Consider the following 23,997-nt stretch of genomic DNA (forward strand, 5'->3'; position numbering starts at 1 on the left):
ACCCTCATAGATAAGTTTTTGAAAGCGGCGAATGACGCAAAATTTCAGTAACAACAGATTGCAGCAAGGCAAACAAAGTGCACTCAAAAGCTACCAGCAGCGGATCGTTGGAAGCGAACGTTTCTTTGATCTGCTAAAGTATGAAGCCTGCACACTATTTCTTATGAATTTGCCCGGCGCGCTTGGGCTACTGCTACGACAAAATATCTACCGCGCCCTGATTGGCAAACTTGGTAAAGGCGTAGCGATTTCCCGTGGCGTTACTTTGAGGTGTCCACAACGTCTCACTCTGGAAGCGGGCGCACTTGTTGACGAAAACACGGTCTTTGACATCAAGAGCACAGAAGCATCCGTTTCAGTTGGCGCACAGACGCAAATTATGGCGGGTGTCCGGTTTGAGACTGGATACGAAGGACACATCTCTGTTGGGAGCAACAGCTTTGTTGGTGCCTATACTATATTGAATGGCCACGGCGGCTTAACCATTGGCGAAAACGCCCTGATCGCAGGTCATTGCCACATCATAGCCGGAAATCATGGATTTGCAGACTTAAACACCCCTATGATCTCTCAGGGCGTAAACTGTCTTGGCATTCAAATCGAAGATGATGTTTGGCTCGGTTCCGGCGTACGTGTACTCGATGGTGTGCGGATTGGGCATGGCAGCATCATCTCCGCTGGGGCTGTGGTGACCCAGAATGTGGAGCCCTACAGCATTATGGGCGGAGTTCCGGCGAAACTCATTCGAAAGCGTACCCACGAAAATGTCTGAAACGCCAGCTGGAAAGAGCCGTCTTCGAGCAGTGATCTCATTTTTGATCAAGGCGATCATTAGCATCGGCTTGCTGACCTATTTGCTGTACACGCAAATAGACAACATGGATGAAATTTGGATGGCCATAGGCCACGCTGATCCGGTGATCCTTCTACTGGCATTTTCCCTCAATGTTTTTGGTTACCTGCTGTGCTCTTGGCGTTGGCGGATTCTCTTGGCTGCTCAGAAGTTTGACGTACCTTTAATGGAGCTGATCCGTGCCTACACAATCGGAATATTCTTCAACGCATTTTTGCCAGGCCTGATGAGTGGCGACTTTATGCGGGCTTACGACATTTCTGACCGCGTAGGATCCTACACCCGCTCCTTCCTAATTCTCTTTGTTGAGCGACTTACAGGTATGTTTGGATTGCTGGTACTGGCTGCGCTCGCACTGCCTTTCGTGGGGCGCGATATTCTTGCTCAAACCGGCGTTCATTGGGTGCTCTTAGCGGTTTTTGTACTTCTTTTGATTGCCAGTATTGGCCTTGCATTGATGCGTAAAGAACGGCGTCAAACGCCTACCTTTAGTCTGCCCGGTGCTCAAAAGTTCCAGAGTATAGCTGGCAAGATTGGTGAAACATCTCGAGCCTTTGGGTCCGAAATGGGAGCCATCTACAAATGTATAGGAATTTCATTTGTGTTTCAGGCTAACGTAGTGCTGCATTATTATCTAATTGGAGTAGCACTTGGCATTGAGGTTCCTGTTTGGATCTATTTTGGGATCATTCCGATCTCGCTTTTTGTCATGATGATCCCTGCCTCGGTCAACGGTATTGGCATCCGCGAGCAGATTTTTGTGTACCTCTTTGGAGCTTTTGGGATTGGTGCTGCACAGGCAATTTCACTGGCTTGGATTGGGTTTGGAATGGTCTTACTTCAGGCTGTTGCAGGTGGAATCGTCTTCGCGATGCGTAAGAGACAACGCGGCACATCTGAGAACCCTTTGGCTTGATCAAGCGTGAGCAGCCAAGAATAAGTGGGATACCCAAGGTCGTATCCCCTTTAGAGATCAAGAAGGCTCAAGCACCTTCATCGGTTCCATTTTTTCGGGTGCTGACGTTGGATTATATTCTGCTCCAAAGATCTCCGGATGCTGAATCGCGAGAGAAACTTCAGTGATGTGCAGAGAAAACTCGCCGCCCAAACGCGGGGGTGTACCACTCTTCAGCGCCATCGCCATCTCTGCAACACCAAGTGCAAAGTCCATCGGATATCCCCGTTTGGCCGTGGAAATTTCGCGCGAGGCTTCCGGCTGTAGGCGCTTACCAAAATCCAAACCCAAGAGCTTCTTTGCTCCGCGTTGCAGACGAGTTGTTGGCAAAGGAGTGGATCGTACAGGTGAGGAGAAATCCCAAGTTTCGTCGACGCTCAAAACGCCGTCATCGCACATGATACGGAACTGGTGGTCATGTGGCGCGACAATACTGTTGGTTAGCCGTGCGACCAATCCATCATCAAATTCCAGACAGGCCGCAGTGAAATCAGGCGTGGTATAGTTGGTTGGTGTATCCGGTCCCTTGTCCGCCACTAGGCAACTTGCAAAAGAGACCATCCGTCGTACAGGGCCGAACATGCCCACAAGCCAAGTCAGCGCGTATCCGGCATGTTCCAATGTGCAGCCCGTCTCAAATTCATTCTCGGCCGGCCAATATGCGCCAGAAGCCGTCTTCCAATTCTCATAGCCGATGCGATGAACCATGCCATCGTCCATCTCAGCATAAACGAGACGCGGCACCCCCTGCTCGCGGTTGCGCACCGCCTGATAGAGAGTCTGTCCTGCTGGTCCCAGAAAACTCGAGGGAGCGGAGACAACGTGCACCCCTTTCTCTTGTGCCAAATCTACCAAATGCTTGGCTTCAGCCAAATTCAATGCCAGCGGCTTTTCGGAATAGACATGCCGCCCGGCAGAGAGACATTTTTGGGAGATCGCGTAATGCTGGGCCGGTGGAGTAAGATTGACAACAATCTGGACATTCGGGTCGGTAAGGATCGCATCTAAACTGTCGTACTGCCTGACGCCATAGTGGCTGGCAAATTGCGTCTGCCGAGCCAGGGAAATATCGTGTACACCCCTGAGATCTAACAACCCGGTCCAATTGCTAAGGGTGGCCTGATACAGATCAGCAACATAGCCACAACCTACAAAGGCAATTCCGATTTTTTCAGCGAAGTCACTCTTCATCATAAAGTCTCAGAACCGATAGACCCATAACTGAGTGACTGTCGGCGCAATGCAAAAATGAACAAAAATAGTTATTTAATCAGCTTAACACCTCATTCCTTATCACTATTTTGCCTAACGGCACAATCGCAACGACAACGAATTACGTCTCGCCCCGATAAGTCGCCGCTATATTGCGCGAATGCATCAGTCATCTAAATGGTTAGCACTCTAGCCTAGCTTTGTAAGGATTGGAGTTCCTGCAACGGGGCAGAATTATTTACATGTTCAGGCAAAATTGGTTTGACTAAATGCTCCGGGAGTTTGGAGACTGTTTCTTAAGGCAGGAGCCATGGCGGCAGAAAATGCGGTTTTTTAGACAAGACGCCACAAGATTTCGGTGTAAATAGCAGTATTAAATTTGAGATGCCTTGATGCGAATATTAGTTCTAGCGCCGCAGCCATTTTTCTCTCTGCGCGGCACTCCGATTGCTGTGCTCATGTTGCTCGAAAGCCTTGCGGCAAAGGGACATGAGATCGATATGCTCACCTTCGCTGAGGGTGATCCTGTTAAAATAAAAGGGGTCAATATTTTTCGGGTAGCCGACCTGGCTCCATTGCGCGGCATTCGCCCTGGCTTTTCCGGGAAAAAAGCAATCGCTGACCTGTTGATGACAGCCATGGCTATCGCAAAATTATCGCGCAACCGCTATGATGTTATCCACGCAGTGGAGGAAATGGCCTACGTCGCACGATGGCTCAAACCGATCTTTCGCGTGCCCTATGTATTTGATCTAGACTCCTCTATTCCCATGCAAATCGAGGAGAAATACAAACTTCCGAGACCCATCAAACGCATGCTGGAGGCCACGGAACGTGGCGCTCTTAGACGCGCGACTGCAGCAATCACCTGTTGTCCGGCGCTGGAAGACATTGCCCGTGCCAATGCGCCAGACTTGCCCATCAAAACTATCACTGATGTCAGCTTGCTCGACGGAGCCTTGATAAAGCAGGACGATGTCGACACATCTGATGCCAGATTTGATGCTCCCGTGGCGATGTATGTGGGAAATCTTGAACACTACCAGGGGCTGGATCTGCTGATGGAAGGAATTGCCCGCGCCCTGCCCCAAAGGCGGATGCATTTGGTCGTGATTGGCGGGGCCAGCGAAGACATTATGCGATATGAAGCCAAAGCCGCTGATCTCGGTATCGGCGACGTCAGCCATTTTTTGGGTCCGCGTCCGATTTCTGCACTTGGAGCATATCTGAGCGCCGCAGACATCGTCGTGTCTCCTCGCCTAATAGGTGTCAACACACCGATGAAGGTCTATTCATACCTAGACAGCGGCCGCCCGCTGCTCGCAACAGCCCTATCAACCCACACCCAGGTGATCGGTCCGGATATCGCTCATTTGGTTGCACCAACGCCTGAAGCGATGGCCGAAGGATTGCTACACTTGACTGCAAATCCCGAAGCCGCTGGGGCCCTCGCCACACGCGCCAAAGAACGCGTTAAAGCAGAATTCAGCCATGCGGCGTTTCAAGCGCGATTGTCCGAGTTCTATGAGACAATCGTGGCTGCAAGGGTGCTAACTTGAAAGTGCTTTAAGTCGACTGCGGTGACGCTAGCTTGGCGAGCAACTCTTTCTTTGAAACTGGCTTTCCGAGGACTTCGTTTATACCTTCCGCGAGATACTCCTCTATTTGGTGTGTCATAACATTTGCAGTGACTGCTATGATTTGCGTAGCCTGCGAGCCGTTGGCCATTTCCAGTTTCCGGATTTCGTTCGAGGCTGTGATGCCGTCCATAACCGGCATTTGTATGTCCATGAGAATGACATCGTATGTAGTCTTGGAAGCAGCTTCTACAGCTTCCTTCCCGTCTTTAGCCTCGTCAATCTGGAGCGGCGTATCTTTGAGAAAGCGCTTCAGCACGAAGCGGTTTGTCGCATTGTCGTCGACAACCAAGAGCCTCTTCTTTTTCAGCAAAGGCTGCTCGCCTGTCTCCTCTACCAGTTTAGGTGCCTGCTTTGAGCTGACTTCAATTGGTGTTTCTTGCTCGGCTAACGGCAACTCAAACCAAAATACCGAACCTCTGCTAGAATTGTTCGCAACCCCAATGCGCCCGCCCATCGCCTCACAAAAGCTGCGGGAAATCGCAAGTCCAAGGCCGGTGCCACCTTTGGAACGCGTAACGCTGTTGTCTGCTTGAGAGAATGGTTCAAAGATCTTTTCTTGTACGCTTGGATCGACTCCAGGCCCTGTATCGCACACTTCAAACCGGCAAATTGCGTGATCGTCGATGAATGACGCTCGAAGCGAAACGGTGCCGTTTTCAGTAAATTTAATGGCGTTGCCTATCAAATTGTGCAGCACTTGACTTACCCGCTGTTTGTCACCGCGCACAAAATGCGGCAACTGATCCAACGGGCTAAGAACAAGGGAAATCTGCTTTTCACGGGCGCTGGCTGTGTAGAGTTCGACCGCTGCATGTAGAGTTTGGTGTAGATCAAACACGCTGTTTTCTAATTCAAATTCACCGGACTCAACTTTTGAGAGATCCAAAACATCGTTCAAGGTTTTCAGCAGCAAATCCCCGGCATGCGATACAATGTTGAGACATGATCTCTGGTCCTCGCTCAGCGGAGTTTCTAGGAGCTCGCCAGACATACCAATGATCCCATTCAGCGGTGTCCGGATTTCATGACTTACATTTGCAAGAAAGCGTGACTTCGCTTCATTCGCCATTGAGGCTGCCTTAGCTTCGGCGCGCAAGTCTTCTTCTTTTCGTTTGGCGCGAGAGACGATGCGGGCTTCAGCTAACAGATAAACAACTAGTATGGCGATCAGCACAAGCACCAAGCGCTCGCGAACGATCCCACGTGACCTAGCCAATTGCTCAAGTTCACGCTTCGAAAAAACCTGATTGGTATATGAGTCTTGCCAAGTTTTTTGCAATACAAAGCCAAGCCTTTGAACATCCTGCGCTGCGCTGAGAAGTTGCACGGGATCATAAGCGCTTTCGTCCAAAAGCAGGGGGTCAAGTTCAATCAGCGTCGATTTGAGTGCGTAGAGAGGATCATAGAAACTTTCAAAAAACCGCAGATCTGAAGTTAGCGCGATGTCAACTTTGCTCCAAAGTAACTCGAATCTAAGTATAACATCTTGAAGATCTACTTCACTGAGCGACACCGTCTTTGGGTCCCCGGTGAATACGAGGCTAGTGGAGTATCCAAAATGAAGCGTATCTACAATTACATCGTTGAGACGCCAAATAGTTTCGCTGCTGCCAATAAGGGAACGCTTCCGTAGGCCTTCAATATCTCTTTGGTTCGCAATGAAAACAAACATCAAAGAAACCAATAGCCCGAGGGCAATCAGCGTCCTAAAATTTCGCAGGTTGATAAAGCTTCCGAGGCGCTCAAACATCTTGATTGTTACACGACGTCAGCGCGTGTAGTCCAGTTGCTTGAGTTGCCAAACCATACGCCTTTCAGCGTTAACGTCTAAAGAGTCTGACTTAGTAGTTGGATAGATAATCCAAATCGGGCCGCGGTCACGAATTCGCATAGCCTGTCCATTATGTTCCAGCGCGAGTAATACTTGATATTTGCGCGCATCGCTCAACGGGATCTCTATGCTGTAGTCATTTAGCGCGAAGGCCACAAACGTACCGGTTTCAATATCTAGATAGCGTAACAGAGCCGACATTGGCGTGCCTGTGAAGGTTTGCTCTCCCTCCAAAAACGGAGACTCTGTTGTGATGGTCTCCCAGCCAATTTCTTTCAGCTGATCACGATCAAAGGTGACCTGTTCTCCGTGTGAAAGGTCACCGGTCACGGTCAGAATGGTCGAACCCTGAGGCTCGGCGCGTCCCTCCCCAATAGCGGCAATAAAGAAGGCGAAGCTGAGGAGAGCAAAGTTTAGATTTCTGAACACTGCGGTTCTCTCCGTTTTGTGGCTTGCAGCGGGTTCGATGGTTTCGGGCTAGTTCGCTCTAACTCCGTCCCGCGCGTTTAATGTTGACGTTTTGAACTAGTCAGAAATTAAAGAGACCTCAAGGAAACGCCCGTGATTAGGGGTATGACCAACCGGCTCCTCAATTCCTTCTAACACAACTAAAGTTGGGAATGGCAGACCTTGTTAGGAGGCCAGGAGAAGTTCTGTGTCCTCCTCAACCGCTCGGAAATCGGACACCAATTTGGAAAGCTTGCTGGTCTCCCGATCGAGCACCCCGCATGCCGCCGCGGTCTCTTCGCACATGACTGCATTTTGTTGTTGCGTAATTTCCAATTGCCCCATGGCCGTGTTGAGCTCGGAAATTCCCAAAGACTGCTCGCTTGCTTGTTTGGAGATGTCTTTGACATGATCTGAGATGTCAACGAACGCGCTCAGCATCGCTTCCAAAGAGGCGCTTGTGCGATCGACCAGTTCGACGCCGTGACCGACCTGTTCGCTGGAAGTGTTGATCAGTTCTTTGATGTCATGTGCCGCATCTGACGATCTAAGCGCGAGGCTCCGCACTTCTGAAGCAACAACTGCAAAGCCCAAACCTGCGTCGCCAGCACGCGCTGCTTCCACACTTGCGTTCAGAGCCAGCAAGTTTGTTTGGAACGCAATGTCATCAATCATGCCGGTAATTTGCGTGATTTTCTCCGCCGTCTCGTGAATGGACCCCATCGCTTTGACCGTATCGCGCGCCACTGCCGTGCTATTCACGGCGCTGCGGTTGACTTGGTCCACCAATTGCTCTGTCTCTTGCGCGCCTTGGGCAACGTTCGTGATCGATTTGGTCATCTCATCCAGCGCGGCAGCGGTTTCTTCCAATTGTGCGGCAGATTGCTCGGTGCGCTGCGCAAGATCATTAGACGCTGTCGTGATTTCTCTCAGCCCGGCGTCGATGGAATAGGCGGAGACATCGGTTGAGCTGATCAGGTTCGCGAGCTGTTCTACGGTGTTGTTAAAGTCCACACGCAGCCGCTCATATTCTTCAGGCATCTGCTCTGCAATTTGCGCGTCCAAATGCCCGGAAGCCAGGAGCTGGAGGCCATTTGCCAGCGCGCGAACGACGTCTTCTTGCTGCAGTTTTTCTTTCCTCTGAGCCGCTTCAAGGGCATCTTTCTGCGCTAAGCCCTGGCGCAAAATTTCAATGGAATCCGCCATGACGCCGATCTCATCTTGGCTCTTAGGCAACTCAATGGGATTGGCCACATTTCCGCCTGACAAATCTCTGATGACATTCAGTATTTTTCCAATTGGACGGCCGACGATCGAACGAACGCACAAGAAAACGGTCAAGATTGCGAGTGCGATCATGATGAATTCTTCGACCAGTTTTTCAATGAGTCTTTGTCTCACTGGAGCCACAAACACTTCGCGCGGTACATCGAGAACAACCGCCCATGTTTTGTTCATTCCATAGGCGCTGAAGGGCAGGAACAGGCGCGTTGCTCCATTTGGCATTTCGTTGGCGATTTGAGGTTCGCCGGTGCGGATTGCGGCGTCGAATGCGTCACGACCTTTTCCTGAAAACTCTTTGGTCAGTAGAGCAGGATCGCTGTTGGCAAGCCACTTTCCGCCCTGACCAAGAAGCATAACGCGCCCGCCGTCATAAAAAGAGGCCGCATTTACAAAGCTGGAGAGTTCCCCAAGCTCTATGTCGACGCCAGCCAAGCCCACAATCTGGTCTTGGACCTTCACCGGCACCGAAACACTTGTTAGCAGATTTCCCTCGGAAGACAGGTAGGGCTCGGTAATAACACTTTGACCACTGCTCTGAGGTGCCGCGTACCATTCCTCGGTGGTATCAGCTGCGTAGGAGAAGGGGCTGAAGTCCAAGCCACCGGACGCGTTTTCAAGCCAATAGGGTGCAAACACGCCTTCAGGATTTCGCCCTGCTTCTCCTGAAATGAACTGCTCAGTCGGTCCGTCAATAATAGAAGCAAACCAAGAGGTGAAAACGAGGTCATATTGGCCTGGTACCCCTCTCATAATCTCAACCAGTTTTGACGTTTCGGAGACACCGCTTTCCATGTAGCTGGCAAGCGAGCCTGCAAGACTCGCTGCTGCGGACGTGGCTTCAATAAGTTGACTGGTCAGGCCTTGAGAAACTTCTTTGCCACGTTGTGTCGCGCTTTCCAGAATTTGAGCTTTCACCGCACGGGTTTCGTTGACGACAGTGTAAACAGAGAAGGTGAAAGTCACCAATACAAAAACAGCAGTTATTGATGCAATAACTTTGCCGGAAACCGATTTGAATACTGCGAGCATTGGCTGGCCTATGGAGTTGCTATGATACCGGGGCCTGATGTCACACATGACACTAAAGATTCCCTGAATAGAAGTGCGCACGCTTCGCTGTCAGATACAAAAACCGATAGTACAGAGAGTGGGGCCAGACACGGCCATTTTCAAAGACACCATCTCGTCCGGAAAAGCTGTAGCTCTTTTCGTTTTAGGTGCCCTGAGCAGTAGGGTTGAGTGGTAAATTAAATGCTGAAGCGATTGCCTATTTACTCTAGCTAAAATCGTCCTGGTCCCACGTCCAGAAGTCCAAATAGTCTATAATGGGTCAATCTTATGGCTCCATAATCTAGTTCAATATGGTTTGAACGGCACTAAAATTACGCTACGTCAATTTATATTGCGCGCGAGGAGCCAGCATGAAACTTTGCCTAGTCTATTTTGGTCGAAACGAGGCTCCTTACACCTCCCCTCTCTCCCTCCCCGAGACGGATCGACTATGCAATGCGCTGGCTCCTCATTTGCCGGATGCCGAGTGGAGCCTTCTAGACGCATCAAAAGGCAATGTGCCTATTTCCGATGCGTATGATGCCTACTTTATTGTGGGTTGTGGGCGAGGAAAGCGCTCATACGATTATCAGCAGAAGCTAAACTTCCTTGTCCGTGAACTGAACGGACTACGGATAAAAACCATCGGTGTTTTTCACGGATTTCATGCGGTGACTTTGGCGCTCGGCGGATCTGTTGCCAAACGACCTAGCAACTACCAGACGCATCTATGCCCATTGAAATCCCAGGCGGCGAACCATCTGTCTTTGGTCGAGACTGATCCGGGTTCTGAAACCCAATTCGTGGAGCAAGTGATGCAAGTTCCTCAAGGTGCAAAGCTCGTGCTTACAAAGAAGTGTCGCCCAATCAGCGGCTATACGCTTGATAGCTACCTGCTGGCCATAGAACAGCCTTTCGCTGATTTTACAGGGCACATCGGGACTCGTCGTAAAGGGTACGGTTCGGCAGTGACTGTTGCCGATCTTAGTGCCGCAACCACGCCCATAGCTATTCAAATGATCGCAGATTTTTTGCAAAGCCAACCGCCTCTCACACTGGCCTGCGCCTAGGTGTTTAGCGACGGAAAATGACATACAGCAGATCTCTTCGAGAAACCTTCACCCAGCAGTGCAGTGTCTAACCGAAGTGAACTTTGGATTCACTTTGCAATCATTCCGTTGACATGTTGACGGCAAGGGTCTCAAAGGCAGTGATCAGCTTTTTCTGGGTGTCAGATCCGTTCTGCCAATCAGCACAGGCCAGAAAAAAGGACGTTTCGAAGTCCAATCCTGCTACCTGCCGCATGATCAAGTTGGGGTCTCGATCGCAGATTTTCTCTGCCACTAAGGCGTTATTGAAGGTGACTGCGGACAAAGCCTCCACCATGCGGATGGCGAAGCCAGCGAACGGGGATTGCAAAACTGTTTTTATGGAAACACCATTTTCGTGCCAAAGTTTGGAAAAATAGTGGAATGCCGGATCGTTGCGTGTTGAGGAAATAATGCGCTGTCCTGCAAAATCGCGGACGCTCAAAGATTTTGCCGCAGCCAAAGGATTATCCGCTCTCATGACTGCCACTAGGGGTGCAACGCCAACTTTTTCGTTGTGCAGCCCAGGGTGCTCAAGCGGGCGGGTGTGGAAGGCGAAATCAACATGCCCTTGAATGAGAGATTGAACCATTGAGGAGAGGGGCACCGAACTGACATAAAACATCGCATCTGGATGATCCGCGACGATTTCGCTCACAATACTGGGCAACAGTTCGCTGGCAATACTCATCGACGCGGTCAGCCGCACTGTTGATAGCACGCCCGTGCGCCCATAGCTCAACTGCGCCTGGAAGCGATCCAGGTGTGCCAGCAAACTCACCGCATCTTCTCGCAAGCTCTCGGCACGGCTTGTCGGGAAAACCGCACCGTTTCTGCGGATAAATAGCGGTGCGCCGATGGCATCCTCCAGCACCTTGATCAATTGACTGATCGCAGGTTGAGAAACACCTAGTTGGCGCGCAGCTGCAGAAAACGAACCGGTCGAAATGACAGCTGAAAAGGCTTCAATATGTTTCAGCCGTCTAATCCGGTTGGACTTAATGCCGTCAGCCATGGTTTCGCCTCATCCAATGCAACGCTGCCATTGCATCCCAGCACAGATACACGGAGATCTCAAACCTATCTTATGCAACCTCTTCAGGGCGGAACCTTGGCATCGCGGCAAGCAAGCCCCGGGTGTATTCATGTTCCGGCGCAACCAGAACTTTGTCACAGGGTCCAATTTCTACAGCCTCCCCCGAACGCATCACCATAACGCGATCACACATTTGTCTCACAACAGCCAGATCATGGCTGACGAAAAGCAGTGTGAGCCCAAGCTGGTCTTGTAAATCTTTCATAAGATTCAACAACTCCGCCTGTACAGTCACATCCAGAGCAGAGGTCGGCTCATCGCAGAAAATGAAATCGGGTCGGAACGACAGAGCCCGCGCAATGCCAATTCTCTGGCGTTCTCCACCAGAAAACGCATGGGGCATTTTTCGAGCCGATGCTCTGGGCAGGCCGACAAGTTCCATGAGATCGCCAGACAATTCACGCGCCTGCGCGCGGCTGAGTACACCATGAGCCCTAAGGGCATAAGTGATGTTATCTCCTGCCGTCATGCGCGGGTTGAGAGAAGAGTACGGATCCTGAAAAATACACTGCAGCGACTGACGATGAGCGAGCTTTTGCGCCTTTGATTTCAGATCGTCGATGTTGTGGCCCTTGTACGTGATTTCATATCCGGGATCTGGCTTGTGCAGTCCTAGGATCATCTTGCCAACCGTCGATTTCCCGGACCCGCTTTCGCCGACTATCCCCAAAGTCTCCCCGGGAAATACGTCGAAGTTTATATCAGATACTGCTTTGAAATCGGTCGCTGCCTTTAGGGCTGTGGCCTTCATCGCAAATGTCTTTGAGAGGTTTTTCACACTCAAAAGGGGCGCCCCTTCAACGCCCGCATCTGCCTTGCGAGACATCAGATAATCTATGGCGCGCTCGCGATCTTCCGCTTTACCCAAGCCGCCTGGCACAGCAAAGCGCTCGATTTTGTGGTCGATCCGCGGGATCGCCGCCATCAATTCCCGACTATAGGGTTCGCTGGGATTGCTCAGCACTTGCGCAGTGCTGCCTTCCTCAACAAGTTTCCCATGTCTCAAAACGTAGACATAGTCACACATCTCGGCCACGACACCCATATCGTGCGTAATCAGAATAATCGCGATATTCTCTTGGCGTGTGAGTTTGACAAGCGTTCCGAGCACAGCTTTTTGTACTGTGACGTCAAGTGCTGTTGTCGGTTCATCCGCAATAATCAAATCCGGTTTGGCACTGATTGCGATGGCAAAAACAATACGCTGGCACAGGCCACCCGAAAGTTGATGCGGATATTTGCTCAATCTTTCTTCAGGCAGAGGGACTTCCGCTTGCTCCAAGAGATCAATCGCATAAGCACGCGCATCCTGCCCACGTTTGTTCGTATTGGCCTCGATCGCTTCGATCAGCTGCTCGCCAATGGTGAGCACTGGATTGAGCGCGGTCATGGGATTCTGATAAATATATCCGACTTTGGAGCCCCGAATGTCCGCAAATGCGTGCTCTTCCAGCCGTGTGACCATCACCTCATCAAGCATGACGCCCCCGGTGTCGATCACTGCATTTTCATCAAGCAAACCTAGCGTCGCTTTGCCGATTGTCGATTTTCCGGCACCACTTTCACCCACGACGCCAACAATTTGTCCGCGCTTAACGGCCATAGAAAAGCCGTCAATCGCCCGGAAAACTGCACCATCCGCCATCGGATAGGCCACGGTCAGATTCTCGACGTGCACAAGCTGATCAGTCATGGTTCACTCCTTGCCGCGTAGATAGGGGTTGGCGTGATCACGCAAACGATCTGCCACCACGTTGATACAAAGCACCATGCCAACCAAAACGAGACCTGGGAAAATACTGATCCACCATTTGCCAGACAAGATGTAGTCGTTGCCATTGGCGATCAATAAACCCAGCGAGGGCTCGGTGATGGGCACGCCCACTCCTAGGAAAGAAAGGGTTGCCTCTGCTCCGATTGCGCTCGAAATGGACATAGGTAGCACCACCAGAACTGGGGAGATTGAGTTCGGGAAAAGGAACCGTCCCATGATGCGCCAGTCAGACAGACCTGCAAGTTGGGCTGCGTGAATGTAGTCTTTCTTCAACTCTGACAAAGCGACCGCACGGACCAACCTCGCCTCCGATGCCCAAGCACCAATAATGAGGGCGATGATGACTTTGTCGATGCCTGTTCCGAAAATTGCGAGCACCATCAGCGCCAACAAAATCCCGGGAAAGCTCATTTTCAGATCGACGGTTCGCATGATTACGGTTTCGACCCAGCCGCCTTTCATTGCCGCCAGAAGCCCCATGAAAACCCCAATCGCAGAGCCAACAATCACAGCGACCAGCGCGACAAAGAGTGAAATTCTCAACCCATAGAGAACAGCTGATAGAATATCCCGCCCCAATGCATCGGTGCCAAGCAGACTGGTCGTGCCATCGCCAAGCGTCGAGCCAGGTGGCAAAAGGCCATCCAGAATATCCAGTCGTGTCTGGTCATATGGGTCTTGGGGCGCAATCAGAGGGGCAAAAATCGCAAGAAAGATAAAGATTGAAATTCCAATCAACCCACAGATAGCTGCCGGATGACCTCTGAAGATTTTGGCGACATTTTCCAAAAATCTGGGTTCCGGCTTATCTGGAGAAGAAGGGCTTCCAATGTCAGCAGTTGTGGTATCAACAGGCATCTCTTTCTCCTCAAGTATAACGAATACGTGGGTCGAGCAGCGCGTAGAGCACATCGACGACAAAGTTTATGGTGACAAACATGAGGGTGATCAGGATCAGGTAGGCGACAACAACTGGGCGATCCGAATTGTGGATGCTGTCCAGAAGCAATTTGCCAATGCCGGGCCAAGAAAAAACCGTCTCGGTAACTGTTGCAAAGGCTATGAGGCCACCCAGCTGCAAACCTGTAATTGTCACAATGGGAATGAGAATGTTGCGCACAAGATGACGGCGGATGATCCGTTCGCGGCTGATTCCTTTGGCGCGCGCAAAGGTCATGTAGTCCTGATACATAACTTCCTGCGTGCCTGACCTTGCAAGTCGCGCCTGCAGGCAAATTGTATAAATCGCTAGGTTAAGGGCCGGAAGCATAAGGTGGCTCAGGCCATCAAGGCTGAACACTGACCACCCCACACCGAAGACATCTACGGTATCGCCTCGGCCCGAGGCAGGCAGAACCTTAAACCAAACCGAGAACAGCATGATCAGCAAAACGCCCTGCCAAAAATTCGGTATGGAGTAGCCAACGGTGGTGAAGAAACTGATGGCTTTGGTGCTGCGTTTCTTCTGGTTCAACCCAGAGTACACACCCAGCGGAATACCAACCACCAGGCCTATGAACATGGCAAAGAAGGCCACCTCCAAAGTTGCTGGCAAGCGCTCCAAAATCAGATCCATGACAGGGCGATTGTAGACAAACGATGTCCCAAAATCACCTTGCAGCACATTCCCTAAAAAAGACAGATACTGGAGGAAGAGCGGTCGATCTACGCCCAGTTCCTGCGCCAACGCCAGGCGATCTTCCTCTGTGAAGTCTTCCCCGGCGAGTACAGCGACCGGATCGGAGACAACATACATCCCCACAAAAACCAGGGCCGACATGATCAGCACCAACACGGCGCTTTGCCCAAGTCGCTTGGTGACGAAACTCAACATAATGCCCCTCCGGCGGTTAGTGAGTTGCCGGGCCTACAGCAGGCTCGGCAATCTGTTGCGGTTTTAGGTGATCACTTACGGCTAACTGTGGTGGCGCTGGTACGCTCGTCCTGACGCCCGTTCACTTCGAGATCGGCGCGATGCGCCCAAATCGTATGCTGGTAGTAGAGTGGAATGCCGGGCAACTCATCGACGACAATCCGCATCGCTTCACCGAGATAGGCGTTGGCTTGCGTTTCATCAGTTTCGACAGCCCAAGCTTTCATCGCTGCATCAAAGCCATCATTTTGGTAGTTCGAGTAGTTTGATGAGCCCAAACCAAGCTCTTTGTCTCTTGAGGCGAATGCGAAGGAGATCATCTGCGCAGGCCCCTGAGGGTGTCCCCAGCCGTACATGAAGACACCCAGTTCATTCTCACGACGTTTCCCCGCAAATACCGACCAAGGTTCAGTCTTGAGGTTCACCTTAATCCCGATGCGAGAGAGATATTGCGTCACTGCTTGGGCTACTCGCGCGCCGTTAGCATAGCGATCAGACGGAGCATAAAAATCGATTTCAAAGCCATCCGGATATCCCGCTTCTGCCAATAGCTCCTTGGCCTTAGCCGGATCATGGGGCAACTCCGCGAGTTCTGGCGCCCCAGCGCGATACTTTGGAGAGAACTGATTTGCGACAGTCGCTTCTCCTCCAAAGAGTCTATCGGCAATCGCCTGGCGATTGATCGCCATCGACATTGCCTGGCGCACCCGTTGATCTGCCAGCGGTGCGCTACCATCTTCTGCCCGTACACCTTTAGCGCCTTCTGCATTCACATCCAAAACTAAGAAGATTGAACGCCAAGACGGTACAGCGGTGTAAGTCAGATCTTCATTGGCTTTCAAGCCGGGCAGATCTTCTGTTGTTGGATTTTCAATCAGATCAAAGTCGCCCGCCAATAAGCCCGCAAGACGCGCTCCGGCATTGCCGATGGTTCTGATTTGCACCTCGTCCCACTCGGGAGCACCGCCCCAATAATCCGCATTTTTGACCAAATCCGCTTCGCCGGATTTGTCAAATCTCACAAATTTGTATGGTCCGGTTCCAATCGCGGCGCCGCCTGCCTCAAATTCCGCTCGCGTTGGATAGGTGATACCGCCGCAATCACCCTGGTCATCATAGGCAATTGGCCCTTCGGGAGTATCCGCACCTGCCGCAGGCAATATTGACAGGAACTTCATTTTTTGGATCCAAAGCGGATACGGCGCTTTCATATCAAAACGGACGGTATGATCGTCCGCCGCTACCACATCAGTGATTGGCCCCATCGAACTGGTGAGCAAATTTCGTTTACCGTCAATCAGGTGCATCATCCGACACGCCGAATAGACAACATCACGGGCCGTCAGCGCCGTTCCGTCGTGGAAGGCAACATCCTGGCGCAGCTTCACCTCTAAAGATGTGGGGCTGGTCCATTGCCAACTCTCGGCCAGAAGTGGAGAGTCGTCTGCAGCCACCAACGCTTCGAAAACGTGTTCTTTCAAGGAAGCCGTGGGTGTTCCGCCAAAGGGATAGGGATCAATGGACCGTGGTGCAGAGGAGAATGCCATCCGTAGCGTTTCTGCTTGAGCGGCCGCGGGTAGAGTCAATGCAGCGGACAATCCTATAATCGCCAAAGCCGTTTTCATGTGTGTGCCTCCTCTCATTTTTTGTTTAGATGGGGCTGTTTTGCCCCGCCGGTGCGGTGTTCAATGAATGTCTTGAATTCTTGCAAAACCCAGGCGCAGTCCGCCTGTACTTTCGCGAAGTTCTCATTTCGCTCCCGCGTTGCCTCTGTCATGTAAAGGTCGCGGCGAAGCTCCACTTGTAAGATGTGCTGATTGATCTCGGGCCATCCGTACCGCAGCGTGATCTCCCCGCCGATGAAGCGCTTGTTCATGCCAACATCATACCCGCGAGCGGCAAACAGCTCTGCCATTTTCTCGGCAATGTCTGGGGCGCAAGACGTTCCGCGGCGCGTTCCGATATCGATTTCTGGCCGCTGTTTGCCCCCGCGCATCTCAGCATCGAACTGGGTCATCGAGTGACAATCCACAATGTAGACCTCACCATGCATGTCGCGCAGACGCTCGATCATGCGGGTCATGGTCTGGTGATAAGGAATGAAATAGCAAGCGAGTCTTCGCTTTGCTTCGGCATTGCTTAGCTTGCGATTATAGATCGGTGTGCCGTAGGCCTTCGACCAAAACAGCGTCGCGCCTACATCAACCGATCCTGGCAGAAATCGTCCTGGCCAGTTTTCTGGATCTTCTAACATGTTGGCGTCAATGTCGTGCTGATGCCGATTGACATCGACATAGGCCCTCGGAAAGTTCGCTTTGATGGTGCTAAGTGGCAAGGCTTCTGCCCCGCTAAAGAGTTCATCAACGTATTTGTCTGACGGATGGTCAATTTCTGCGTAGGTAAGTTTGGGGTCGAATCCAAAGTCTTCTGGATAAACGTCTCCCGAATGCGGAAACGACAGCATCAGGGGTGCGTTCTTCTCAACCACACGCACGACGTCGGATAGATGGGCCGCGGTGTCTTCGCTGGTTTCTATCAACATGGCTTAGCTCTTAACCTTTGTTTGAAGCAAATTTGAATCAAGGCTACGAGCAGTTGCAGATCCAAGAAAGCTTATTGATCTACCCTCTTCCCCCATAATTTTGACTTATAAGTTGAGTGCTTATGGACCTATCAAATTAGGCAATACCGTTTTTTGCCCCACGCTCAGGGGGTACGATCACTCTAACACGCTCCAGTCAGTCAGCACGGTCAAATACTATGAAAATATGTATACTTCACATCGGACACAGTGATTCAAACGAGAAACCAAAGCATCCACCTTCCCCGGTGAGGTTCCGACAATCTCTGGAGCCGCATCTACCCAATGCGACTTGGACGGTCATAAGTGCAGTTACAGATTCACTGCCAAATCCATTAGCGTTTGACGCTTACCTCATCACCGGCGGCAAATACTCAGTCTTCGAAAATTTCCCGTGGCAGGACAATCTATTTGCATTCATTCGACGTCTGCACGCAGGCAAAATTCCTCTGATCGGCATATGTTACGGGCATCAGGCCATCGCACATGCGCTCGGGGGCGAGGTAGCCCGCTCCTCGAAAGGCTGGGGCGTTGGTTTGATGCCTGTAGATGTGATCCGGAATACAGAGTGGGCCAAAAAAGAGCCCGATATCTGGCTGCATGCAATGCACCAAGACCAAGTGACGGGCCTACCTGGAGGGGCGGAAGTCTTCTTATCCAGTGATTTTTGCCCCAACAGCGGCTTCACAATTGGCGATCATTTCTTGGCAATCCAACAGCACCCTGACTTCACGCCCGAGCTCAATGCAGATCTTATCAATCGTCGAAAGGAACGCATGGGATCGGCGGCATCGACGGGTTTAGAGTCGCTCACGGGAAGGGACGACACGTCAAAAAGCGTGGATTGGATGGCAGGTTTTCTTAAGCGCGCGTGCTAGCTAGGGGCTTCCAAAAATCTTCCAACAGAAGCGACATGTAGCTTCGATTGAGTTCCTGTTTTGCGGAAAATTTCCACCAAAACAGAAATCCTCTATTTCGGACTTAAATCCATTATGGTAGACGCACCTCCATCAACGGAGGTCGCACATGTCGGAAGCATTCCTATCCCATATCTCAAGCACACTCACACAGATCGAGGCTGAGGGCTTGTACAAGCGCGAGCGAATGATCACATCGCCTCAAGGCGGTGAGATTGCGGTCGGGGGTAAGACAGTTATCAACTTGTGCGCCAACAACTACCTTGGCTTGGCTGATCATCCAGCTCTTATTGCTGCTGCAAAAAACTCCATGGATCCAAAGGGTTTTGGCATGGCGTCAGTTCGCTTCATCTGCGGAACACAGGACATTCATCGTGAACTTGAGCAGAAGTTGGCCGGCTTTCTATGTAAAGACGATGCTATTCTCTTTGCTGCCTGCTTTGATGCCAATGGCGGGCTTTTTGAGCCTCTGCTCGGGCCTGAAGATGCAATTGTTTCTGACAGTTTGAACCATGCGTCGATCATTGATGGTGTGCGGCTTTGCAAAGCAAAGCGTTATCGCTACGCGAACAACGACTTGATTGATCTGGAAGCAACGCTAAAACACGCACGCAATGAAGGCGCACGCCACATTATGATTGCCACAGACGGAGTGTTTTCCATGGATGGCTATCTGGCCAACCTGCCTGAAATCACGAAGCTGGCCAAAGACTATGATGCGGTCGTGATGGTGGACGATTGCCACTCAACCGGCTTCATGGGGTCGCGAGGTGCTGGCACGCCAGACCATTTTGGCGTTGATGTGGACATTCTCACGGGCACTCTGGGTAAAGCACTTGGAGGGGCCATTGGCGGCTATATCGCTGGTCCGCAGCCGGTGATCGACCTACTGCGGCAGCGGGCGCGGCCCTATTTGTTCTCAAATTCACTCCCGCCCGCCATTGTCGCAGCTGGTCTAGAAGCCATTCGACTGGTCGAAGAAGGGGGCGACCTTCGCGAGAAGCTCTTTGAGAACGCCCGCTATTGGCGCGCGGGACTTGCCCAATTGGGCTTTGAGATTCTGCCCGGTGAGCATCCGATCATTCCCGTCATGTTGGGTGAGGCAACGCTTGCTCAAGAGATGGCCAACAGGCTGTTTGACGAAGGTGTATATGTGTCCGGGTTCTTTTTTCCCGTTGTTCCCCGCGGGCAAGCACGGATCAGAACACAAATGAATGCAGCTTTGACCAAAGACGAATTGGATCGCGCTCTGGAAGCTTTCGGAAAGGTTGGCCGAGCACTTGGAATCATTTCATGAAACCAAATACAATGAAGGTTCTAGAGAAATCCAAGCCGCAAGAAGGGCTTTGGATGGTACAGGCACCGGTTCCGGAAATCGCCGCGGACGAAGTGCTGATCCGTATCAACAAAACCGGTATTTGCGGCACAGATATCCACATATGGAATTGGGATGACTGGGCAGCCCACACTGTGCCATACCCGATGATCACAGGCCATGAGTTCGCAGGTACAATTGTTGAGATGGGCAGAGATGTGACCGGCCTTGAAATCGGCCAGCGCTGCTCTGGAGAAGGCCACCTGATAAGCAACGACAGCCGCCAAAGCCGCGCAGGAAAATTTCATCTGGATCCAGGTACGCGTGGGATTGGCGTGAATGAACAAGGGGCCTTTGCGGAGTATCTAAAGTTGCCTGCATTCAACGTAATTCCGCTCCCCGATGATATTCCTGATGAGATTGGCGCGATCCTAGATCCGCTGGGCAATGCTGTGCACACCGCGCTCAGTTTTGACCTTCTGGGGGAGGACGTTTTGATAACGGGTGCAGGTCCGATAGGCATCATGGCCGCGGCTGTGGCGCTCCACGCCGGCGCACGAAACGTTGTCATCACCGATATCAACCCAGATCGCCTAAAGCTGGCGCAACACGTGGCACCAACTGTCCGGGCAGTCGATGTCACGACCGAAGATCTGCATGATGTCATCTCGGAATTGGGCATGGCACAGGGTTTTGATGTGGGGCTTGAGATGTCCGGTTCGCAAATTGCTCTGGACCAGATGATCGAAGCCCTCGTGATGGGGGGCAAGATTGCACTCTTGGGCATTCCTCCTGGAAGGTCGCCGGTCGACTGGTCGCGCATCGTATTCAAGGCCATCACTATCAAAGGTGTCTACGGTCGAGAAATGTTTGAAACCTGGTACAAGATGATTGCCATGCTGCAGAACGGACTGGATGTCAGCCGCGTTATCACGCACCAGTTTGATGTGGATGACTTCGCTAAAGGTTTTGCCGCAATGAAATCTGGGCAATCTGGCAAAGTTGTTCTGAACTGGACCTAAGAAACGCTGTTGAAGAGATAAACGATGACGAACACGTACAGTTCCATTCTTGGGGCCATTGGGAATACGCCGCTGGTTCGGCTGGACCGACTGGTTAAACATTATGGCTGTGAGGGAACAATCCTCGCTAAGCTCGATCACCTGAACCCCGGGTTCTCCAAAAAAGATCGGGCGGCGCTTGGTGTTATTGAGGCTGCCGAACGTGATGGCTCCCTCAAACCGGGTCAAACCGTTGTAGAGCTGACGAGTGGGAATATGGGCACCGGCCTTGCGATTGTTTGCGGAATAAAAGGCTATCCTTTTGTAGCGGTTATGTCGAAAGGCAACTCGCCTGAGCGCGCGTGCATGATGGCCGCGCTCGGCGCCGAGGTGGTTCTGGTGGATCAGTTGCCTGGTAGTCGGCCGGGAGAAGTTTCAGGTGCTGATCTGGCTGAAGTAGATCGCGTTGCAGCCGACTTGACCAGAGATCGTCAAGCCTTCCGCGCAGATCAATTCCGCCGTGCGGGCAATCCGGGATCCCATGAACAAATGACCGGTCCTGAGCTATGGGATCAATCCGGCGGCCAAATTGAAGCGTTTTGCGATTTTGTGGGATCGGGGGGAACTCTTGCAGGTACGTCTAAGTTCCTGCGCTCAAAAAATTCTAACATCAAATGCTATCCGATCGAACCTCAAGGTGCTGCGGTGATTGCAGGGCAAGATGTGGTCAAGCCTGATCATCCCTTCCAAGGTGGCGGCTATGTAATGGCCGATCTCGACTTTTTGCGGGGCCTAAAGTGGGATGGGTTCTTGCAAGTAGATGGGGACACTGCGCGCCAAACCGTGCGCGACCTGGCGCGGCTAGAGGGGGTTTTTGCCGGCTTCTCTGCAGGCGCAAACGTAGCTGGGGCAATCGAATTGTTAAAAGGCCCTCACAAGGGCCAAACAGTAGCCGTCATAATCTGTGACTCTGGTTTAAAGTATCTTTCTACGGATCTCTTTGGGTAAGTTGCCTGGTGTAACAAGCGTGCTGTTTTCCGCATCAAAAGGCATATTTACCTTACCTAAATAGCAAAAACTTCGATTTCTTCAAGCAGTCCACGAATGGGATGGCGACCGGCGGATTGCACTTTTGATGGCAAGTGCTGCGCAACGCTCTGAGTCACTAGTATCTTTTTGTCGAGGTTCTTGCATAGATCTTGCACGCGACTGGCCACATTTACTGTCGATCCTACAACAGTAAAATCCAACCGGTTGGGGTTGCCGATATTGCCAAAAGTCACTTTTCCAAAATCGATACCAATAACAAACTCCATTATCTCCTGGCCTTTAGCAAGGGCAGCGTTGTTGTGTTCTTGCAGTCGGATCAATGACCTTCGAGAAGCCTTAACGGCAGCCTCACAGGAGCTGATCGCGCAATCGTCGATGTCAAATACCGCCAGAATTCCGTCTCCCATAAATTTGAGCACGTCGCCTCCAGTCTCCTGAATAGAGGGGACAACCAGTTCGAAGTAGTCGCCCATCATCAGCAGCAAGTCTGCTTCGGATAAGGCCTGAGCCTTTGATGTAAAGTTGCGGAGATCGGCAAAGAGGATCGCGGCTGAGACTGTATGATGTTCTCCGCGCTTAATATGCCCCCGTTCAATTTCTTTGGCAGGGCCTCTCCCAAGATATGTTTGCAATAGGCTTGTTTGCGAGTGTCGTACTGCGATGGGTTCGAGCGCCGCGGCGAGAGCATGGCGTGTATTTTCGATGTAGAAAATGTGCCGCTCCGAAAACCCTGTTTCTGCATTCGTGGTGAAGCTTGTGCCTTGGACAGAACCGTTGCCATGCTCAAGTGGGACGGCCAGAAAGTCGGTAGCTCCGGATTGCGCAAGCTCAGCGTAGACTGGGTGCTCGGTGCTCAGGTCTAGGTGGTTCAGTCGTTTGCGCAGCGAGCGGCTATGTGTGACGACGTATTCAAAAGGGCTGCCTCGCCAAGAACCGGTGGCCAAGACCGCAGCTGGGACCGTGTAGCGTTTGGTGGCTTTGGGAGACCAAATGATTCCCCAGGCACTGAGCAGTGGGTTGGCATAGTTTTGTGCAATCCGAGCACGGCTCAGGGGCACTCCCAATTTCACCAAGCCTTCGCAATAGGCTTTCACGATTTGAGCTTCATCCCCAAGCAACCGACCTTCCGAAATCAGCCAATGGTTTAGCCTATCAGCTCCTGTCACGTTTCTCTCACAATTTAAATCTGTGGTCTCTCTTTTATACAGTTTAAGGCGCAAGCGCGTTTCTCCAAGGGAAATTCGCAGATGTTGACTGAGTTCGAGAGCGTTAGACCTAGTTTGCGATCAACGTCAAATATTGACCGTGTGTCTATTGCTCGTATGAGCGAGTCTAGGTCACGTTGGCGTCCGGCTTAAAGGTACTTGGAAACGCCAAGGTACGGAACACATTATTCTAGGTAGACCTTTGAACAGATAGAGCTGTCCAGCTTCGGTCACCCGCCGGGGGTGATCCTCCAGCTTCAGATTTACGCAGTTTTCTAAGAGGTAAATAATACGATGCTGCGGCCCAACTATTCGCCGCAGCCCATATGTCACAGTTCGGCGGCACCAAGTGTTGGCGATAACATCGCGACTCCACCTAACTTCGCTGGCCGGGCGTGAGGCCTTAAGTTTCCCCTTAAATCCTTAGTGTGCAGGAATTTTTCCGCGTACCGGAGAACTTCTTTACAAATTATGATGCATGTCGGGAAAGCTATTTACAGAATTTTTCTTTTTTCTCTGAGACTTGTTCACTTGTTTTCTCACCTCCGTATTCTTGAAGCTGAGGCCTCGGGCGCGACTGCCTGAGGGGGGAGATACTGTATTTTATCATCGAGGGAGGAGCCTCAATGTCACTGGATACCAATGCACCCGCAAAGTCTTTGCTGTCAGCCAATTTGACCAAAGATGCACATATTGATGCAGCAAAATACGACGCGATGTACGCGGCCTCTCTGGCGGATCCTGAGGGGTTCTGGAACGAGCACGGCCAGCGTGTGGAGTGGATCAAGCCTTACACCAAGGTGAAGAACACCTCCTTTACGCCGG

At 51.5% G+C, this 23,997-nt stretch carries 20 protein-coding genes; 9 read left to right on the plus strand and 11 right to left on the minus strand.

From position 1 onward, the window contains the following. Positions 1 to 31: 31 nt before the first annotated feature. Positions 32 to 772, plus strand: a complete 741-nt coding sequence (locus J7399_RS20000) for an acyltransferase (RefSeq protein WP_209089467.1) — start codon at positions 32 to 34, stop codon at positions 770 to 772. Continuing rightward, positions 765 to 1,769, plus strand: coding sequence for a lysylphosphatidylglycerol synthase transmembrane domain-containing protein (locus tag J7399_RS20005; RefSeq protein ID WP_209089470.1), 1,005 nt, complete (start codon positions 765 to 767; stop codon positions 1,767 to 1,769). Before J7399_RS20000 ends, J7399_RS20005 begins: the two co-directional genes overlap by 8 nt. Before the next feature lie 57 nt (positions 1,770 to 1,826). On the opposite strand, the gene J7399_RS20010 is transcribed toward J7399_RS20005, so the two are convergent. Continuing rightward, entirely contained in the window at positions 1,827 to 3,002 is a 1,176-nt protein-coding gene (locus J7399_RS20010) for a Gfo/Idh/MocA family oxidoreductase (RefSeq protein ID WP_209089484.1), read from the minus strand. Positions 3,003 to 3,412: 410 nt separating this feature from the next. Between J7399_RS20010 and J7399_RS20015 the strand changes: the two genes are divergently transcribed. Next, positions 3,413 to 4,579, plus strand: coding sequence for a glycosyltransferase (locus J7399_RS20015; RefSeq protein WP_209089486.1), 1,167 nt, complete (start codon positions 3,413 to 3,415; stop codon positions 4,577 to 4,579). Positions 4,580 to 4,586: 7 nt separating this feature from the next. Here J7399_RS20015 and J7399_RS20020 read toward each other — a convergent pair whose 3' ends face one another. The 3 genes from J7399_RS20020 to J7399_RS20030 all read right to left on the minus strand — a co-directional run bounded on the left by J7399_RS20020 (position 4,587) and on the right by J7399_RS20030 (position 9,251). After that, the gene (locus J7399_RS20020; protein WP_209089500.1) at positions 4,587 to 6,410 is read right to left on the minus strand and encodes an ATP-binding protein; all 1,824 of its coding nucleotides are present in this window, start codon (positions 6,408 to 6,410) and stop codon (positions 4,587 to 4,589) included. 18 nt (positions 6,411 to 6,428) lie between these two features. Next, positions 6,429 to 6,920: a molybdopterin-dependent oxidoreductase gene (locus tag J7399_RS21225; protein WP_209089503.1), complete on the minus strand. Its 492-nt coding sequence runs from the start codon at positions 6,918 to 6,920 to the stop codon at positions 6,429 to 6,431. 204 nt (positions 6,921 to 7,124) lie between these two features. Then, a complete protein-coding gene (locus J7399_RS20030; RefSeq protein WP_209089506.1) occupies positions 7,125 to 9,251 on the minus strand; it encodes a methyl-accepting chemotaxis protein in 2,127 nt (708 codons plus the stop codon). A gap of 392 nt (positions 9,252 to 9,643) precedes the next feature. Between J7399_RS20030 and J7399_RS20035 the strand changes: the two genes are divergently transcribed. Further along, positions 9,644 to 10,342 carry a hypothetical protein gene (locus J7399_RS20035; RefSeq protein WP_209089509.1) on the plus strand — a complete coding sequence of 233 codons (699 nt, stop codon included), beginning with the start codon at positions 9,644 to 9,646 and terminating at the stop codon, positions 10,340 to 10,342. Between the two features lie 100 nt (positions 10,343 to 10,442). Here the strand turns inward: J7399_RS20035 and J7399_RS20040 are convergent, their stop codons facing one another. From J7399_RS20040 to J7399_RS20065, 6 genes are all read right to left on the minus strand, one after another. Then, positions 10,443 to 11,375, minus strand: coding sequence for a LysR family transcriptional regulator (locus J7399_RS20040; protein ID WP_209089511.1), 933 nt, complete (start codon positions 11,373 to 11,375; stop codon positions 10,443 to 10,445). A 70-nt stretch (positions 11,376 to 11,445) separates the two neighbouring features. Continuing rightward, positions 11,446 to 13,149: an ABC transporter ATP-binding protein gene (locus J7399_RS20045; RefSeq protein WP_209089513.1), complete on the minus strand. Its 1,704-nt coding sequence runs from the start codon at positions 13,147 to 13,149 to the stop codon at positions 11,446 to 11,448. 3 nt (positions 13,150 to 13,152) lie between these two features. Beyond that, positions 13,153 to 14,088, minus strand: a complete 936-nt coding sequence (locus J7399_RS20050) for an ABC transporter permease (protein ID WP_209065767.1) — start codon at positions 14,086 to 14,088, stop codon at positions 13,153 to 13,155. Between the two features lie 10 nt (positions 14,089 to 14,098). Beyond that, entirely contained in the window at positions 14,099 to 15,064 is a 966-nt protein-coding gene (locus tag J7399_RS20055; protein WP_209065766.1) for an ABC transporter permease, read from the minus strand. A 71-nt stretch (positions 15,065 to 15,135) separates the two neighbouring features. Then, entirely contained in the window at positions 15,136 to 16,728 is a 1,593-nt protein-coding gene (locus tag J7399_RS20060) for an ABC transporter substrate-binding protein (RefSeq protein WP_209089525.1), read from the minus strand. Between the two features lie 14 nt (positions 16,729 to 16,742). Beyond that, complete coding sequence (locus tag J7399_RS20065) at positions 16,743 to 17,645, minus strand: N-formylglutamate amidohydrolase (RefSeq protein WP_209089529.1); 903 nt, start codon at positions 17,643 to 17,645, stop codon at positions 16,743 to 16,745. 218 nt (positions 17,646 to 17,863) lie between these two features. On the opposite strand from J7399_RS20065, the gene J7399_RS20070 reads away from it, so the two are divergent. The 4 genes from J7399_RS20070 to J7399_RS20085 all read left to right on the plus strand — a co-directional run bounded on the left by J7399_RS20070 (position 17,864) and on the right by J7399_RS20085 (position 21,925). Further along, positions 17,864 to 18,562, plus strand: coding sequence for a type 1 glutamine amidotransferase (locus J7399_RS20070; protein WP_209089539.1), 699 nt, complete (start codon positions 17,864 to 17,866; stop codon positions 18,560 to 18,562). Between the two features lie 148 nt (positions 18,563 to 18,710). Continuing rightward, positions 18,711 to 19,898, plus strand: coding sequence for a glycine C-acetyltransferase (locus tag J7399_RS20075; RefSeq protein WP_209089541.1), 1,188 nt, complete (start codon positions 18,711 to 18,713; stop codon positions 19,896 to 19,898). A gap of 11 nt (positions 19,899 to 19,909) precedes the next feature. After that, positions 19,910 to 20,938 (plus strand): L-threonine 3-dehydrogenase, encoded by a 1,029-nt coding sequence (gene tdh / locus J7399_RS20080; protein WP_209089553.1) that lies wholly within the window; start codon positions 19,910 to 19,912, stop codon positions 20,936 to 20,938. Between the two features lie 24 nt (positions 20,939 to 20,962). Next, on the plus strand, positions 20,963 to 21,925 hold the full coding sequence (locus tag J7399_RS20085; RefSeq protein WP_209089544.1) for a cysteine synthase family protein: 963 nt from the start codon (positions 20,963 to 20,965) through the stop codon (positions 21,923 to 21,925). A gap of 56 nt (positions 21,926 to 21,981) precedes the next feature. Here J7399_RS20085 and J7399_RS21230 read toward each other — a convergent pair whose 3' ends face one another. Continuing rightward, positions 21,982 to 23,133: an adenylate/guanylate cyclase domain-containing protein gene (locus J7399_RS21230; protein WP_209089547.1), complete on the minus strand. Its 1,152-nt coding sequence runs from the start codon at positions 23,131 to 23,133 to the stop codon at positions 21,982 to 21,984. Positions 23,134 to 23,798: 665 nt separating this feature from the next. Here J7399_RS21230 and J7399_RS20095 point away from each other — a divergent pair. After that, positions 23,799 to 23,997 (plus strand): acetyl-coenzyme A synthetase N-terminal domain-containing protein (locus tag J7399_RS20095; protein ID WP_209089550.1); only part of this gene is annotated, 199 nt, incomplete at its 3' end.

Source organism: Shimia sp. R9_1 (assembly GCF_017743775.1).
In the GTDB taxonomy this organism is placed as follows: domain Bacteria; phylum Pseudomonadota; class Alphaproteobacteria; order Rhodobacterales; family Rhodobacteraceae; genus Shimia.

Excerpts from the sequence above, each read along its gene's own strand:
- J7399_RS20000 (WP_209089467.1), top strand. The coding sequence starts at position 32 with ATGACGCAAAATTTCAGTAACAACAGATTGCAGCAAGGCAAACAAAGT.
- J7399_RS20005 (WP_209089470.1), top strand. The coding sequence starts at position 765 with ATGTCTGAAACGCCAGCTGGAAAGAGCCGTCTTCGAGCAGTGATCTCA.
- J7399_RS20010 (WP_209089484.1), bottom strand. The coding sequence starts at position 3,002 with ATGATGAAGAGTGACTTCGCTGAAAAAATCGGAATTGCCTTTGTAGGT.
- J7399_RS20015 (WP_209089486.1), top strand. The coding sequence starts at position 3,413 with ATGCGAATATTAGTTCTAGCGCCGCAGCCATTTTTCTCTCTGCGCGGC.
- J7399_RS20020 (WP_209089500.1), bottom strand. The coding sequence starts at position 6,410 with ATGTTTGAGCGCCTCGGAAGCTTTATCAACCTGCGAAATTTTAGGACG.
- J7399_RS20030 (WP_209089506.1), bottom strand. The coding sequence starts at position 9,251 with ATGCTCGCAGTATTCAAATCGGTTTCCGGCAAAGTTATTGCATCAATA.
- J7399_RS20035 (WP_209089509.1), top strand. The coding sequence starts at position 9,644 with ATGAAACTTTGCCTAGTCTATTTTGGTCGAAACGAGGCTCCTTACACC.
- J7399_RS20040 (WP_209089511.1), bottom strand. The coding sequence starts at position 11,375 with ATGGCTGACGGCATTAAGTCCAACCGGATTAGACGGCTGAAACATATT.
- J7399_RS20045 (WP_209089513.1), bottom strand. The coding sequence starts at position 13,149 with ATGACTGATCAGCTTGTGCACGTCGAGAATCTGACCGTGGCCTATCCG.
- J7399_RS20050 (WP_209065767.1), bottom strand. The coding sequence starts at position 14,088 with ATGCCTGTTGATACCACAACTGCTGACATTGGAAGCCCTTCTTCTCCA.
- J7399_RS20055 (WP_209065766.1), bottom strand. The coding sequence starts at position 15,064 with ATGTTGAGTTTCGTCACCAAGCGACTTGGGCAAAGCGCCGTGTTGGTG.
- J7399_RS20060 (WP_209089525.1), bottom strand. The coding sequence starts at position 16,728 with ATGAAAACGGCTTTGGCGATTATAGGATTGTCCGCTGCATTGACTCTA.
- J7399_RS20065 (WP_209089529.1), bottom strand. The coding sequence starts at position 17,645 with ATGTTGATAGAAACCAGCGAAGACACCGCGGCCCATCTATCCGACGTC.
- J7399_RS20070 (WP_209089539.1), top strand. The coding sequence starts at position 17,864 with ATGAAAATATGTATACTTCACATCGGACACAGTGATTCAAACGAGAAA.
- J7399_RS20075 (WP_209089541.1), top strand. The coding sequence starts at position 18,711 with ATGTCGGAAGCATTCCTATCCCATATCTCAAGCACACTCACACAGATC.
- tdh (WP_209089553.1), top strand. The coding sequence starts at position 19,910 with ATGAAGGTTCTAGAGAAATCCAAGCCGCAAGAAGGGCTTTGGATGGTA.
- J7399_RS20085 (WP_209089544.1), top strand. The coding sequence starts at position 20,963 with ATGACGAACACGTACAGTTCCATTCTTGGGGCCATTGGGAATACGCCG.